The following is a 13,513-nucleotide window of genomic DNA, read 5'->3' on the forward strand; positions in this document are numbered from 1 at the left end:
CGTCGTCCTGTGGTTCGTCGGCGCGGCCCTCGTGCACGACCTGGTGCTGGTGCCGGTGTACTCGGCGGCCGATCTGCTGCTGCGGCGCTCGCTCGGTCCGCGCTCCGGGCTGGTCAACTTCGTCCGGGTGCCGGTCTTCCTGTCCGGCCTGCTCCTTCTGGTGTGGTTCCCGCTGATCACCCGGCGGACGGAGCGCTACGAACCGGCGAGCGGGCTCTCCTCCGATGTGTTCCTGGGGAACTGGCTGCTGATCACGGCCGCGCTGTTCGCGGTGTCGGCGCTGTGGCTGGTGGTCAGGACGGTCCGGCTGCGCCGCAGGGACACGAACGTGCGGCCGTCCGCCTCCCACTGATCGGCCGGCTGCCAGCCGAGGGGGCGGGCGTACCGCAGCAGCGCCGGTGTGCCGAGCCGGGCCCAGGGGAAGGGCGCGTCGGCGGCGGTGCGGTCGGCGAGGGCCCGTCCGTCGTGCAGCTGGACCTGGACCCGCTCGTCCACGTTCTGCGGCGCCGTCTCCGCGATGAGCAGCCCGCCCGGGGCGAGCAGGGCCGCCGCGCGGTGCAGGAGCCGGTGCGGGTCGCCGCCGATCCCGACGTTGCCGTCGACCAGCAGGACGGTGCCCCAGCGGCCCTCGCCCGGGAGCGGCTCGAAGACGGAGCGGTGCAGCGCGGAACCGCCGAGCCGCATTGTGCGGGCCACCGCCGCCTCGCTGACGTCGATGCCGAGCGCCCGGTGGCCGCGGGCCGCCAGCGCGGCGACCAGCCGCCCCGGCCCGCACCCGACGTCCAGGACGGGGCCCTCGCAGCGGTGCAGCGCGGACAGGTCCGCGGCGTCCGCGCCCGCGCACCAGCGCTCGACGTCCAGCGGCAGCAGCCAGCCGTCCGTGCGGCGCAGGAACAGCGGACCGTGGCCGTTGCGCAGGGCGTTGGCGTACGGGTCGGTGCTCCAGGACGTGGTGTCGGGGTGCGGCGGGCTCAGCACCTCGGGGTCGGGGACCGTGTGGCTCATCGGGCCGCCGCCCGGGTCAGCCCGGCGAGCACCGCGGCGAACCGGCCGAGCGGCGCGAGGGACGCGACCTCCACGGCGTCGGCGGCGGTGTCCACGTCCCGCAGCCGGGGCAGGTCGCGCACGGCCAGCCCGGCGTCGACCAGCCGCCGCCGCTGCACCTCGCCGGTCTCCGGCACGGACATCGGCACCCCGCGCAGCAGCTCCGGATCGGGATCGGCCAGGCCCAGTGCCCAGAACCCGCCGTCCTCGGCCGGTCCGAACCACGCGTCGCAGCCGTCCCAGGCGCCGGGGGACAGCGCCGGGGCCAGGTCGGCCGCGGAGATCTGCGGGGTGTCCATGCCGATGAGGAGCGTCGGGCCGGTGCAGCCGGCGAACGCGGCGGCGAGCCGTTCGTCGAGACCGCCCGCTCCCTGCGCCACCACCTCGATGCCGGGCGGCAGCCAGGGACCGGGCGCCCCGTCGAGAACGACCGCGCGCCGCCCGGCAGGCAGGGCGAGGACGGTACGCAGGGTGTCGCCGAGCGAGGCCTCGGCGAGCTGCGCGGCCTCGGCGGGGGAGAAGGGCGGTGTGAGCCGGGTCTTGACCCGGCCGGGCAGCGGCTCCTTGGCGATGACCAGCAGCGTCGTCGGGGCGGTGCGGGCGCCCGGACAGGCGGGTGGGTTCATCGGGACGCCCCCGTACGCACCGTCGGTTCCCCGAGCCGTACCGGCGGCTCGGCCAGCACGGCGCGCATGTCGCGCACCGCGTGCCAGGTCCCCCGCCAGGTGCCGGTGACCTTCGACTTCCCGGTGCGCGAGAGGTACGGGACGTCCGTCTCGGTGACCCGCAGCCCCGCGTCCGAGGCGCGCACCACCATCTGCAGCGGGTATCCGCTGCGCCGGTCGGTGAGACCGAGCGCCAGCAGATCGGCCCGGCGCGCCGCCCGCATCGGCCCGAGGTCGTGCAGCCGCAGCCCGGTGCGCCGGCGCAGCAGCCGGGCCAGCGCCAGGTTGCCTGCCCGTGCGTGCAGCGGCCAGGCGCCGCGCCCCTCGGGGCGACGGCGGCCGAGCAGCAGATCGCTCTCGCCGTCGGCGATCCGGCGGACGAACCCCGGAAGCAGCCCGGGATCCAGGGAGCCGTCGCAGTCGCAGAAGCAGACGAACTCCGCTTCGGCGGCCAGCAGTCCGGCCTGGCAGGCGGCGCCGAAGCCGCGCTGCGGCTCGTGCACCACCGTCGCGCCGAGCGAGCGGGCCAGCTCCGCGGAGCCGTCGGTGGAGCCGTTGTCGACGACGATCGCGCGCCAGCCGCGCGGGATCGCGCTCAGCACCCCGGGCAGGGCTCCTGTCTCGTCCAGGCAGGGCAGGACGATGTCGGCGCGGGGGCCGGAGTAATCGGAGAGATCGGTCACGCGGCTCACCCTACGGAGCAGAAACCGGCATTTCGGTCAACAGGTTCTTACGAAACATGGACGTCGGCCAGGTGGCCCCACCTCGGCGCCCCGGCCCTGCGGCGCCGGGTGCCAAGGTGGGGTCATGCAGCCCGCGAATCCAGCCCGCCCCGCGTGGGAGAGCCGGGGACCCGAGGACCAGGGGCCCGGCCCCGGCCCCGGTCCCGCCCCCGGCCACGTACTCGTCGTGGACGACGACCCGACCGTCGCCGAGGTCGTCGCCGGGTACCTGAGCGGCGCCGGCTACGACGTGGCCCGCGCCGCGGACGGCCCCGCCGCGCTGGAGCACTTCGGCCGCCGCCGCCCCGACCTGGTGGTCCTGGACCTGATGCTGCCCGGCATGGACGGCTTCGAGGTCTGCCGCCGCATGCGGGCACACGGACGGGTGCCCGTCATCATGCTGACCGCGCGCGGGGACGAGGACGACCGCATCCTCGGCCTGGAAACGGGGGCGGACGACTACGTCACCAAGCCGTTCAGCCCCCGCGAACTGGTCCTGCGCGTCGACTCCGTTCTGCGCCGGGCCAGAGCGGCCGCCGCTCCGGCCGGCCGCGCGCCGCTGGTGGAGGGCGCGGGGCTGGTCCTCGACCCCGCCGCCAGGCACGCGACCTCGGACGGCCGGGCGCTGGCCCTCACCCTGCGCGAGTTCGACCTGCTCTCCTTCCTCCTGCACCACCCGGGGCAGGTGTTCACCCGGGAGGAGCTGATGCGCGAGGTCTGGGGCTGGGACTTCGGTGACCTTTCCACGGTGACGGTCCATGTCCGCCGGCTGCGCGGCAAGGTCGAGGCGGACCCGGCCCGCCCGGAACTGATCCGCACGGTCTGGGGCGTGGGCTACCGCCTTGACCTGCCGCCCGCCCGGGCCGCGGTTCCCGCCGTCCCCGGAGCGCCGTCATGACCGACATACTCCTCATCGCGCTCTTCGCGTTCCTGGGCGCCGCCGCGGCCGGGCTGCTCGGCGCACTGGTCCTGAGGTTCTTCCGGCACCGCTCGCTCGTCGTCTCGCTGACCGTGGTCGCCGCGGTCGCCGTGACCGCGATGCTCGCCGGGACGCTGGCCGTCGCCTGGGCGATGTTCCTGTCGCCGCACGACCTGAGCGTGGTCACGACCGTCGTCGCGATGGCCGCGGTCGTCTCGCTCGCCACCGCGATGCTGCTCGGCCGCTGGGTGGCGGCGAGGAGCCGCGATCTGACCCTCGCCGCCCGCTCCTTCGGCGACGGCGGCACCTTCGCCGCCCCCGAGGCCCCCGCCACCGCCGAACTCGCCGCCCTCACCCGCGAACTCGCCGCCACCAGCGCCAAGCTCGACGGTTCACGGGAGCGCGAGCGCGCCCTGGAGACCTCGCGGCGTGAGCTCGTCGCCTGGATCTCGCACGATCTGCGCACCCCGCTCGCCGGACTGCGGGCCATGTCCGAGGCGCTGGAGGACGGCATGGCCGTCGACTCGCGACGCTATCTGCGGCAGATACGCACCGAGGTGGAGCGGATGAACGACATGGTCGGCGACCTCTTCGAGCTCTCCCGGATCCACGCCGGTTCGCTCACCCTCAGCCCCACCCGGATCTCCGTGTACGACCTGGTGGGCGACGCGCTCGCCGGTGCCGACCCGCTGGCCCGCGAGCACGGCGTACGGCTGGTCGGCGACCGGATCGAGGCGGTGCCCGTGGAGGTCGACGGCAAGGAGATGAGCCGGGTGCTGGGCAACCTCCTCATCAACGCGATCCGCCGCACCCCCGCCGACGGCACCGTGGCGGTGGCCGCGCAGCGCGCGGCGGGCGGTGTGGTCCTGTCGGTGACCGACGGCTGCGGCGGCATCCCGGAGGAGGACCTGGCCAGGGTCTTCGACACCGGATGGCGCGGCAGCCACGCCCGTACGCCTCCGGCCGGTGCGGGCCTCGGGCTCGCCATCGTGCGCGGGATCGTCGAGGCGCACGCCGGCCGGGCCGAGGTCCGCAACGTCACCGGCGGCTGCTGCTTCGAGGTGACCCTGCCGGCGGTGTGAGCGTCAGGCGGTCACGACGGAGGACGTCTCCCGCAGCGGGGCCGCCGCGAACTCCGCCATCCCCTCGGCGAACCCCACCGCGGGCATCCAGCCCAGCTCCTCGCGGAGCCGCCGCGAGTCCGCCGTGACGTGGCGTACGTCCCCGAGCCGGTACTCGCCGGTGACCTCCGGGGCGGGACCGCCGTGCGCCGACGCCAGGGCGGCGGCCATCTCGCCGATGGTGTGCGGCTCCCCGCTCCCGGTGTTGTACGCGGCGAACCGGCCCGGCTCGTACCCGGCAACGGCCTCCAGAGCCACCGCGTTCGCGGCCGCCACGTCGCGCACGTGGACGAAGTCCCGCCGCTGGGCGCCGTCCTCGAAGACCCGGGGCGACTCCCCCCGGGCCAGGGACGAGCGGAAGAAGGAGGCGACTCCCGCGTACGGGGTGTCGCGCGGCATCCCCGGCCCGTACACGTTGTGGTAGCGCAGCGACAGCGCGCGCCCGCCCGTCGCCCGTGCCCAGGACGAGGCGAGGTGCTCCTGGGCGAGCTTGGTCGTGGCGTACACGTTGCGCGGGTCCACGGGCGCATCCTCGCCGACGAGCCCGGGGGTCAACTCCGTACCGCAGGAAGGGCAGAGCGGCTCGAACCGGCCCGCGGCCAGGTCGGCCTCGGCCCTCGGGCCCGGCCGGACCGCGCCGTGGCGCCGGCAGTCGTAGCGGCCCTCCCCGTAGACCACCATCGATCCGGCGAGCACCAGGTTCCGCACCCCCGCCGAGGCCGCGGCGGCGAGCAGCACGGCCGTCCCGAGGTCGTTGCACCCGACGTACTGCGGAGCGTCCGCGAAGTCCTTGCCCAGGCCGACCATCGCCGCCTGGTGGCACACGGCGTCGACACCGCGCAGCGCACCGTCCACGGCCTCGCGGTCGCGGACGTCGGCCACGATCAGCCGCTCCCCGGCCGGCGCCGGCCCGGCGCCCCGCCGTGCGCCGAGGGCAGCAGGGCGTCGAACACCACCGCCTCGTGCCCGGCCGACACGAGGGTCCGCACGATCTCCGACCCGATGAACCCGGCTCCGCCGGTGACCAGTACACGCATGACCACCACGCTAGGGCGCGGCGGTCCGCGGGCACGGTTGCGCCGTCGGCACGTCACGGGACCGTAAGAACCCGACCCGTTCGGCCGGACGGCACCGGGGGCCGGCGGGTGAGGTCACCCGCCGCCCCTCAGACGAACAGGAAGGCGCCCGCGGTCGCCGCGCCCAGCGCCGTGCCCGCGGTCACCTGACCGACCGTGTGGTAGCCGAGCGCCACCCGCGACCAGCACACGGCCAGGGTCATCGCGTACCCGAGGAGCCACCACGGCGAATGGACCACGGCGAGCAGGGCGACGACGGCCGAGCCGACCGAGGCGTCCACCGAGATCTTCCAGACCGTGTTGACGGCCAGCAGGACGACGGTCATCGCCCAGAGCCCGAGCATGGCGGTCAGGATGCCGGTGGGCGCACCGCCCAGCACCATGACCGCCGAACCGACGCCGATGGAACCGAGGATGACGAGGAAGATCGGGGCCCGCTTGGTGCGGTCGACCACATGGCGGTCGCCCCAGGTGCCGCGCCCGCGCTCCCACTCGATGTAGCCGGCCGGGATGATCCCGGCGCACAGCGCGCCGAGCAGCCCCCAGAGCAGGCCCGTCCACCGGCCCGCCGCCGCCAGCCCGATCGCCAGCATGCCGGCGAGCAGGAGGTTGCGGGGCTGGAAGACGTCCGTCACCGTGCGGGCGATGGAGGTGTTGCGGGAGGTCTCCGCGGTGTCGGCGGTGCTCATGCTGTCCGTTCCTTGGCTGCTGTGGAGGATTCCAGGACCTGCCGGGTCCGCTCTGCCGTGACCGTCCGGTACGCGGCCGCGACCCGGACCAGCCAGGCGACCTCGTCGTCCTGGTCGGTCGCGTGCTGGGTGCCGACGGCCGCCGCGTCCCCCGGGACCGCGCCGCCGCTGTGCGCCGCGAGCGCCGCCTTGATCCAGTACGCGTCGGTGAGCGGTCCGGTCCGGCCCGGGTCGGTGGTGTCGGCGGCGGCGGCCTCCCCGGCGGCCGCGAGCAGGGTGTCCGGTGCGTAGTGGCGCAGTTTCTCCACCGCGTCGGCGATGTCCGCCGCCCATCGGTCGATCCGCAGGTCCGCCGGGGTGTCGAACCGGGTCAGTTCGCGCACCAGGGACGCCGGCGGGTCGAACGGCTGGTCCGGGAAGGCGGCCATCAACTCACGCCACAGTCCGTGCAGTTGGACCTGTGCCCGCCAGAGCTTCGCTCGGCGGCGGACGTTGCTCAGGGCCGGGATGGAGGCGCCCACCGCGAAGAAGGCGAACAGCACGAGCTGCGCGGCCTCGGTGATCTCGTCGAACCGCAGCGCGAAGTCCTCGCTCGGCCGGTCGACGACGCTGACCCAGAGGAACAGGGTGCGGCTGACGGTGTACCCGACGCCGATGAACATCGCGAACGTCATCATGGCGAGGCCAACCCGCAGCCGGCGGAGCCGGGCCCCCGCGGTGGCGAGCGCCCACTGGTAGGCGCAGACGGCGGAGGCGGTGCCGAGGTAGAGGTAGAACACGCTCATGTAGAGCGTCGCGCCCCACTGCCCGGCATGGTCGGCGACGAAGCGGTCCGACGGCACGGAGCGGTCGACGACCGTGAAGAACAGCACCGTCAGCAGCACCAGCGTGGCGACGGACGCCTTCGTGGCGACCTGCTGGATCAGCCGGGCGAACCGTACGTGCCGCGGGACGTCCCCCGCGTCTGCGTACTGGCCGTAGATGGCGACGATGTAACTGAGAATGGCCAGGATCGCCACGGTCGCCGTGTAGTGCTTGATGAGCACCGAAAGATCGGTGACGGAGCTGTCGTTGAGCCCGATGCGCACGACCCGGGTCTTGGTCCACAGCGCGGCGGCGAATCCCGCGTAGCAGCCCCACAGGGCCCGCCGGCGTCTGTCCTCCTCGTCGCCCCACAGAGCGGCCGGCATCCGCCACAGGGCGACAGCTGTCATCAGGCCCGCTATCAGGTAGCCGGCGAGGTCAAGGGGGGTCACGGCAGAAGTCCTCGGGGTGGGGGGAAGGGGGTTCGGCTGCGCGGACGTCCCGTCCGGACCTAGGGCGTGTTTTGAAAGTCCCGCCTGCCCGGCGGCGCCTCCCTTCGGGCGGACGACGCTACTTTCAAAACACGCCCTAGGTCCGGCGAAACAGGCCGCGGCGGCGGTGGGCGACCGGCCGGGAGAGCGAGTTGGCCAGCCGCCCCACCATGTCATCGCTCGTCACGTCCCTGGCCATCCGGGGATGAGCGAGGCACCGAATTCGGCCATGCGTTCGTCGTGGGTGTCGTACTGCGCCCGCGCCTGTACGGCGTCCGGGGACCGGAGCGCTTCGGCGCCGACGACCCGGGTGATCAGGGAGGTGTCGAAGACGGGAAGCAGGCGCTGGAGTTGTTCCGCGTCCATCGAGGTGCCGTGGTCGAACCACTCGTGGCACAGCTCGTGCAGGATGACGTGCTGGGTCTGGTACGCGGTGGGGCGCCGGCGGTAGAGCACGAAGCTGGTCCCGCCGGCCTTCAGCCGCAGCCCGCAGGCGGAGTTGACGCGCGCCAGCCGGTCGGGCATCTCGTGCAGCACGATGGTGCGGCCGCCGGCCGCCTCCATGTTCGCCACCAGTCCGGCGATCGAGAAGGGGGCGGGCAGGGGGAGACCGGCGAGTCCGGCCTCGCACTCCTTCCGCAGTTCGCGCAGGGACATGGCCCTAACCCCGTGGTCCGCCGTCGGCCGGGCGCTGCCGGTCCTTCGCGTTCTCCAGCAGGTCGAGCGCGAACTGCAGCAGCTCCGGGGGCAGTCCGTCCTCGTCCAGCCCCCGGCCGGCCAGCCCGTTGATGTCCCCGGTGCGCCGCTTGGCCAGGAACTGCAGACCGGCGACGACGTCGTCGACGACCTCGGACTCCTCCTTGAAGAAGCGCCAGTCCACGCCGAAGCCGAGGCCGAGCGCCTTGAGGATGTCCTCGGACGGCTGGGTGACCTTGCCGGCCAGGATGTTGGAGAAGTAGCTGTGCGAGAGGGAGCCGCCGCGCTCCTTGACCAGGTCCGCGAAGACGCGTCCCGAGATCTTCCGGCCGGGAAAGGTCTTCTCGACCATGTACTCGACCTTCTGCCGCAACGTCCTCAGTTCCGGCGCGCGTTCTTCGGCGCTGTCCATCCGGCCCCCACGTTCACGTTCCCCGCCCGCCGTCTGCGCGGCGCCTCACGGCGTCCGACTCGGTCAACGGGCTCGTACTGTAACGAACCCTGTCCCGTGGGCCCCCTCGCGGGAACCGGAAGGGCACACCGAACGGGGACGTAGTGGAACATCCTTCTCCGGTGTACAGGAGCAGGCTTGCGCAAACACTCTAAGTCACTGTTAACTCGAAAAAACACCGGCAGGGGACCACGAGGGGAGTCCCTTGCCGGTGAATTCGTGGGGTCGCGCGCCCCGGGCGGGCGCATGGGGTTCGCCGGGTCGCGCGCGCCCCGGGCGGGCACATAGGTGTAGCCCTTCACGACGGGGGATGCGTGAAGGGCTACGCGAGCATTATGGACCCAGGCCCAGCAGTCATCAACTGACCGGCGGGTCAGCGTCCTTGATGTCCGCCGCGCGGGGGCCGGTAGCTCCGGCCGCGGGCCCGGGCGCGGGCGCCGGACCTGCGGTTCCCGCGGGCGCCGGGGGCGGCCCGGTCAGAAAACTTCTCCCGTCCGGCCAGGGAAATCTGTCGCGGCTATGATAGAGACGATGGCTCGCACAACGAGAGTTCCTCTGACGGACAACGAAGTCAGCGATACGCGGCAGGTGCCCATGCCCCCCGAAACCACTCCCCCGCATGCCACCGACCGCCTCGATGACGACGACTACCCCGCCTACACCATGGGCCGCGCCGCCGAGATGATCGGCGCCACGCCCGGATTCCTCCGCGCGATCGGCGAGGCCAGGCTGATCACCCCGCTGCGCTCCGAGGGCGGCCACCGCCGTTACTCCCGCTATCAGCTCCGTGTCGCCGCGCGCGCCCGGGAGCTCGTCGACGGAGGCGCGCCGGTCGAGGCGGCCTGCCGCATCGTGATCCTGGAGGACCAGCTGGAGGAGGCGCTGCGGCTCAACGAGGAGCTGCGCAGGCCCACTCCGGGCCGCGGCGGCTCCTGAGGGCCGGCCCGCGATCCTGCCTGCCGCCCCGCTCCGGGGCGCGGTGTTCAGCCTGGCGCCCGGGCACTGCACCGCGGAACAGTGAATATCTGTAGCGGCAAGGATAGAATTTTACGCAATGCGCGATGAAGGTTTATGACACGCCGGGCGGAATGTAATTACGTCCTGCGCCCGCCCGCATTCATTGTGCTACTGTAGTTCCCAGTTGCAGTTGTGGTTCCCAAAGACTCCAAGTGCTCTCCTCGGCTAAATGGGCTGATGGGTGCACTTTTGTATTTCCGGTTCATTACCCGGATGGGGTAATCATCACAGCGACGCGGGACTGGCACAGTGCGAGTCCCCGGGCTCTGCCCCAGAAGGAGATAAAACATGGCTACTGGCACCGTCAAGTGGTTCAACGCGGAAAAGGGCTTCGGCTTCATCGAGCAGGACGGCGGCGGCGCTGACGTCTTCGCCCACTACTCGAACATCGCCGCCAGCGGCTTCCGTGAGCTGCAGGAGGGCCAGAAGGTGAACTTCGACGTCACGCAGGGCCAGAAGGGCCCGCAGGCGGAGAACATCACCCCCGCGTGAATCTGATTGCTCCGGCGCTCACGCGCTGAGAAGCTTTCGCGCAGCTGGGGCCCGCACCTTGGGGTGCGGGCCCCAGCTCGTTGCTTTTCTCCGGGCCCACCCCGAGCGACGCCGTGCCGGTACGACCGCCACGAGCTGCCGGGGAAGCGCCCAGGACCAAGATCTTCACCGTGCGGCGGACGATCCGCCATGGCTCCCGGACCGGAACACCGGTCCGCCGGGGCCCCGTGACGTGAACTGCAGGCCCGCTCCGTAGGCCCGCGCGTCCCGTCATTGCGAAGCACCGGACCCGGTTCGACCGGGCCCGCATCGGCTCAAGACCGGCTGCCGGGCTTCGTTCACGTATGCCAACGGCCCGTTCTTGCGATTCTTGTGCCGCTCGTCGCCGCAATGAATTCCTCGATACGCGCCATATCGAGGAAGGTTCTGAATGAACCGCGACCGTACAGCTCGCTCCAACGACCGTTTCTCCCGTACCCCCCGCAGCGGTGGTTCCGCCGGCTCCGGTGGCTCCCGTTCGGGTGGCGGCTTCCGCTCGCAGGCCCCGGGCCGCCAGGGCAGCGGACAGGGACGCTTCGGCGCCCCCGCCCAGCGCTCCGGTGGCTACGGCCGCCGGCCCGCCGCCAAGCAGGGCGAGTTCGCCCTGCCGAAGACCATCACCCCGGGACTGCCCGCCGTCGAGGCGTTCGCCGACCTGGACATGCCCGCGCCCCTGCTGTCGGCGCTCGCCATCGAGGGCGTCACGGTGCCGTTCCCGATCCAGGCAGCCACGCTGCCGAACTCGCTCGCCGGCCGTGACGTGCTGGGCCGCGGCCGCACCGGCTCGGGCAAGACGCTCGCCTTCGGTCTGGCCCTGCTGGCCCGGATCGACGGACGCCGCGCCGACGCCCGCCGCCCGCTCGCCCTGGTCCTCGTGCCCACCCGTGAGCTGGCCCAGCAGGTCACCGACGCGCTCACCCCGTACGCCCGCTCGCTCAAGCTGCGGATGGCCACGGTCGTCGGCGGCATGTCGATCGGCCGCCAGTCCGCCGCGCTGCGCGGCGGGTCCGAGGTCGTCGTCGCCACTCCGGGCCGGCTCAAGGACCTGATCGAGCGCGGCGACTGCTCCCTGGACCGGGTGTCCATCACCGTCCTCGACGAGGCCGACCAGATGGCCGACATGGGCTTCATGCCGCAGGTCACCGAGCTGCTCGACCAGGTGCAGCCGGAGGGCCAGCGGATGCTGTTCTCGGCCACCCTGGACCGCAACGTCGACCTGCTGGTGCGTCGTTACCTGCACGACCCGGTCGTCCACTCGGTCGACCCGGCCGCCGGTGCGGTGACGACGATGGAGCACCACGTGCTCTACGTCCACGGCGCCGACAAGTACGCCACCACGACGGAGATCGCCGCCCGCGACGGCCGGGTGATCATGTTCCTGGACACCAAGCACGCCGTGGACAAGCTCACCGACCACCTGCTCAACAGCGGTGTCCGGGCAGCGGCGCTGCACGGCGGGAAGTCCCAGCCGCAGCGCACCCGCACCCTGACCCGGTTCAAGACCGGCCACGTCACGGTGCTGGTCGCCACCAACGTCGCGGCCCGCGGCATCCACGTCGACAACCTCGACCTGGTCGTCAACGTCGACCCGCCGAGCGACCACAAGGACTACCTGCACCGCGGCGGCCGCACCGCCCGCGCCGGGGAGTCCGGCAGTGTCGTCACGCTGGTGCTGCCCAACCAGCGCCGCGAGATGACGCGCCTGATGTCCGACGCCGGGATCACCCCGCAGATCGCCCAGGTCCGCTCCGGCGAGGCCGAGCTGAGCCGGATCACCGGTGCGCAGGCGCCCTCGGGCATCCCCGTCGTCATCACCTCGCCGGTGTCGGAGCGCCCCAAGGGCGGTTCCTCGTCCCGCGGCCGGCGCAGCCGCCCGGCCCAGGCGCGACGCACCTCCTCGGCGTCCTCCTCCTCTTCGTTCTCCCAGCCGCGGAGCGGCGGTGCGGAGCGCCGGGCGTCCGGCAGCCGTGCCGCCTGATCGACACCCGCGTTCCCGTCCCGCTCCGCTCCCCGACCCCGTTGAGGCACTATGCGCTGCGTCATCGCCCGCTTCCCGTTCGACCTGTTCAAGCACGAGGTCGAGGAATCGATGAAGGGCATCAAGCCCGAACCCGTCACCGGGGAATCGGTGATCATCAGCCGTCGTGTCTACCCGGTCAAGCAGGTGGGTGAAGTGATCACCCGGCAGGACCGCCGCGACTTCACGTCCGGTGAGGTGACCAGGGCGCTCGCGCGTCTCGGCTTCACCTGCCGCTCCGTACCGGCACCCGCCGCTCCGGTGGTGCTCAGCCCCCTGGAGGCGGCATCCGCCGCACTGGGGACGCCTGGTCAGGACGCCTGAACCACCGCACCACACGCCGGGGCCCGGCTTCCTCTCGGGGGAGCCGGGCCCCGGTGCGTCCGGCGGCCGTCATTGCCAGAACGCCTCGGCGAGCGTGAGGCCGAGGAACACCGCACCCAGTCCCGCGAGCACGCTCGCCACCACGTTGGCCGCCGCCTGGAACCGCGCACCGCTCTCGGCCAGCCGCAGCGTCTCGTAGCTGAAGGTCGAGTACGTGGTCAGCGCCCCGCAGAGCCCTGTGCCGAGCAGCAGCTGGACGTGGGAGGACGCCGCACCGGCCGCCGCGGCGCCGGTCAGCAGCCCCAGCACGAGGCAGCCCGTCACGTTCACCGTGAAGGTTCCCCACGGGAAGGCGGTGCCGTGCCTGGACTGCACCGCGCGGTCGGTCAGGTAGCGCAGCGGCGCGCCGACCGCCGCACCGACGATCACCAGCAGCCAGTTCACCGGCCCTCCCCCGTGCCGGCCCGCTCTGACCCCGGACCTGACGACTGACTCCACGCCAGCACGCGGCGGGTCAGCCACACCGCGCTCCACACCGCCGCGAGGGCCGCGAGCACGGTCAGTCCCAGATAGGCCAGACCGCTGCGGGCCCGGCCCCCGCCGACGAGGCGCTCGAAGTCCGCGGCATAGGTGGAGAAGGTGGTGAACCCGCCCAGCACCCCCGTACCGAAGAACGGCCGCACCAGCCGGTGGGCCGTCCACGCCTCGCTGATCACCACCAGGAACACGCCGATCGCCGCGCAGCCGATGACGTTCACCACGAGCGTCGTCCAGGGGAATCCGAACGTCGAGGTGGGCCACAGGAGCGAGGCCCCGTAGCGGGCGGACGCCCCGGCCGCGCCGCCGAGCGCGACCACCGCGACGACCGGTGCCTGGGGGGCGGTGGCCTTGGCTGACACACGTCTCCTACCTGCCGGGGCGCCCGGCGGACGCGGTCGTGCTCTTA

The 13,513-nt window shown here is 72.8% G+C and carries 14 protein-coding genes and 2 pseudogenes; 6 read left to right on the forward strand and 10 right to left on the reverse strand.

The genetic code is table 11. The features are described 5' to 3' along the window. Nucleotides 1-195: 195 nt before the first annotated feature. Genes LNW71_RS15830 through LNW71_RS15840 form a run of 3 tightly spaced genes read right to left on the reverse strand, consistent with a single transcriptional unit; the run spans nucleotide 196 to nucleotide 2,392 of the window. A complete protein-coding gene (locus LNW71_RS15830; RefSeq protein ID WP_250968815.1) occupies nucleotides 196-1,005 on the reverse strand; it encodes a class I SAM-dependent methyltransferase in 810 nt (269 codons plus the stop codon). Then, a complete protein-coding gene (locus LNW71_RS15835; protein ID WP_250968816.1) occupies nucleotides 1,002-1,670 on the reverse strand; it encodes a DUF2064 domain-containing protein in 669 nt (222 codons plus the stop codon). Before LNW71_RS15835 ends, LNW71_RS15830 begins: the two co-directional genes overlap by 4 nt. Beyond that, nucleotides 1,667-2,392: a glycosyltransferase family 2 protein gene (locus LNW71_RS15840; protein ID WP_308294492.1), complete on the reverse strand. Its 726-nt coding sequence runs from the start codon at nucleotides 2,390-2,392 to the stop codon at nucleotides 1,667-1,669. The genes LNW71_RS15835 and LNW71_RS15840 overlap by 4 nt, the downstream gene beginning before the upstream one ends. Before the next feature lie 124 nt (nucleotides 2,393-2,516). On the opposite strand from LNW71_RS15840, the gene LNW71_RS15845 reads away from it, so the two are divergent. Both LNW71_RS15845 and LNW71_RS15850 read left to right on the forward strand, forming a co-directional pair. Beyond that, nucleotides 2,517-3,329, forward strand: coding sequence for a response regulator transcription factor (locus LNW71_RS15845; RefSeq protein WP_250968817.1), 813 nt, complete (start codon nucleotides 2,517-2,519; stop codon nucleotides 3,327-3,329). Then, nucleotides 3,326-4,432 (forward strand): HAMP domain-containing sensor histidine kinase, encoded by a 1,107-nt coding sequence (locus tag LNW71_RS15850; protein ID WP_250968818.1) that lies wholly within the window; start codon nucleotides 3,326-3,328, stop codon nucleotides 4,430-4,432. The genes LNW71_RS15845 and LNW71_RS15850 overlap by 4 nt, the downstream gene beginning before the upstream one ends. 3 nt (nucleotides 4,433-4,435) lie before the next feature. Here LNW71_RS15850 and LNW71_RS15855 read toward each other — a convergent pair. The 5 genes and pseudogenes from LNW71_RS15855 to LNW71_RS15875 form a co-directional block, all read right to left on the reverse strand. Further along, nucleotides 4,436-5,508 (reverse strand): annotated as a pseudogene (locus LNW71_RS15855) (NAD-dependent epimerase/dehydratase family protein). Between the two features lie 128 nt (nucleotides 5,509-5,636). Continuing rightward, complete coding sequence (locus tag LNW71_RS15860) at nucleotides 5,637-6,236, reverse strand: hypothetical protein (protein ID WP_250968819.1); 600 nt, start codon at nucleotides 6,234-6,236, stop codon at nucleotides 5,637-5,639. Further along, complete coding sequence (locus LNW71_RS15865; RefSeq protein WP_250968820.1) at nucleotides 6,233-7,492, reverse strand: MAB_1171c family putative transporter; 1,260 nt, start codon at nucleotides 7,490-7,492, stop codon at nucleotides 6,233-6,235. The genes LNW71_RS15860 and LNW71_RS15865 overlap by 4 nt, the downstream gene beginning before the upstream one ends. Nucleotides 7,493-7,628: 136 nt before the next feature. After that, nucleotides 7,629-8,188: pseudogene (locus tag LNW71_RS15870) on the reverse strand (toxin). 4 nt (nucleotides 8,189-8,192) lie between these two features. Next, on the reverse strand, nucleotides 8,193-8,639 hold the full coding sequence (locus LNW71_RS15875) for a hypothetical protein (RefSeq protein WP_250968821.1): 447 nt from the start codon (nucleotides 8,637-8,639) through the stop codon (nucleotides 8,193-8,195). 633 nt (nucleotides 8,640-9,272) lie between these two features. On the opposite strand from LNW71_RS15875, the gene LNW71_RS15880 reads away from it, so the two are divergent. From LNW71_RS15880 to LNW71_RS15895, 4 genes are all read left to right on the forward strand, one after another. Next, on the forward strand, nucleotides 9,273-9,614 hold the full coding sequence (locus LNW71_RS15880) for a MerR family transcriptional regulator (RefSeq protein WP_250968822.1): 342 nt from the start codon (nucleotides 9,273-9,275) through the stop codon (nucleotides 9,612-9,614). Between the two features lie 369 nt (nucleotides 9,615-9,983). Next, nucleotides 9,984-10,187: a cold-shock protein gene (locus tag LNW71_RS15885; RefSeq protein WP_015609674.1), complete on the forward strand. Its 204-nt coding sequence runs from the start codon at nucleotides 9,984-9,986 to the stop codon at nucleotides 10,185-10,187. Nucleotides 10,188-10,617: 430 nt separating this feature from the next. Further along, nucleotides 10,618-12,204 (forward strand): DEAD/DEAH box helicase, encoded by a 1,587-nt coding sequence (locus tag LNW71_RS15890; RefSeq protein ID WP_250968823.1) that lies wholly within the window; start codon nucleotides 10,618-10,620, stop codon nucleotides 12,202-12,204. Between the two features lie 51 nt (nucleotides 12,205-12,255). Continuing rightward, nucleotides 12,256-12,567 (forward strand): SCO5918 family protein, encoded by a 312-nt coding sequence (locus tag LNW71_RS15895; RefSeq protein ID WP_250968824.1) that lies wholly within the window; start codon nucleotides 12,256-12,258, stop codon nucleotides 12,565-12,567. 69 nt (nucleotides 12,568-12,636) lie between these two features. Here LNW71_RS15895 and crcB read toward each other — a convergent pair whose 3' ends face one another. Together crcB and LNW71_RS15905 are read right to left on the reverse strand one after the other, a co-directional pair. After that, nucleotides 12,637-13,011 (reverse strand): fluoride efflux transporter CrcB, encoded by a 375-nt coding sequence (gene crcB / locus LNW71_RS15900; protein ID WP_250968825.1) that lies wholly within the window; start codon nucleotides 13,009-13,011, stop codon nucleotides 12,637-12,639. Further along, entirely contained in the window at nucleotides 13,008-13,466 is a 459-nt protein-coding gene (locus LNW71_RS15905) for a CrcB family protein (RefSeq protein ID WP_250968826.1), read from the reverse strand. The genes crcB and LNW71_RS15905 overlap by 4 nt, the downstream gene beginning before the upstream one ends. Nucleotides 13,467-13,513 lie beyond the last annotated feature (47 nt).

It is taken from the genome of Streptomyces sp. RKAG290, from assembly GCF_023701695.1.
GTDB lineage: Bacteria > Actinomycetota > Actinomycetes > Streptomycetales > Streptomycetaceae > Streptomyces.

Coding starts and splice junctions, on each gene's coding strand:
- LNW71_RS15830 (WP_250968815.1), bottom strand. CDS start 1,005: ATGAGCCACACGGTCCCCGACCCCGAGGTGCTGAGCCCGCCGCACCCC.
- LNW71_RS15835 (WP_250968816.1), bottom strand. CDS start 1,670: ATGAACCCACCCGCCTGTCCGGGCGCCCGCACCGCCCCGACGACGCTG.
- LNW71_RS15845 (WP_250968817.1), top strand. CDS start 2,517: ATGCAGCCCGCGAATCCAGCCCGCCCCGCGTGGGAGAGCCGGGGACCC.
- LNW71_RS15850 (WP_250968818.1), top strand. CDS start 3,326: ATGACCGACATACTCCTCATCGCGCTCTTCGCGTTCCTGGGCGCCGCC.
- LNW71_RS15860 (WP_250968819.1), bottom strand. CDS start 6,236: ATGAGCACCGCCGACACCGCGGAGACCTCCCGCAACACCTCCATCGCC.
- LNW71_RS15875 (WP_250968821.1), bottom strand. CDS start 8,639: ATGGACAGCGCCGAAGAACGCGCGCCGGAACTGAGGACGTTGCGGCAG.
- LNW71_RS15880 (WP_250968822.1), top strand. CDS start 9,273: ATGCCCCCCGAAACCACTCCCCCGCATGCCACCGACCGCCTCGATGAC.
- LNW71_RS15885 (WP_015609674.1), top strand. CDS start 9,984: ATGGCTACTGGCACCGTCAAGTGGTTCAACGCGGAAAAGGGCTTCGGC.
- LNW71_RS15890 (WP_250968823.1), top strand. CDS start 10,618: ATGAACCGCGACCGTACAGCTCGCTCCAACGACCGTTTCTCCCGTACC.
- LNW71_RS15895 (WP_250968824.1), top strand. CDS start 12,256: ATGCGCTGCGTCATCGCCCGCTTCCCGTTCGACCTGTTCAAGCACGAG.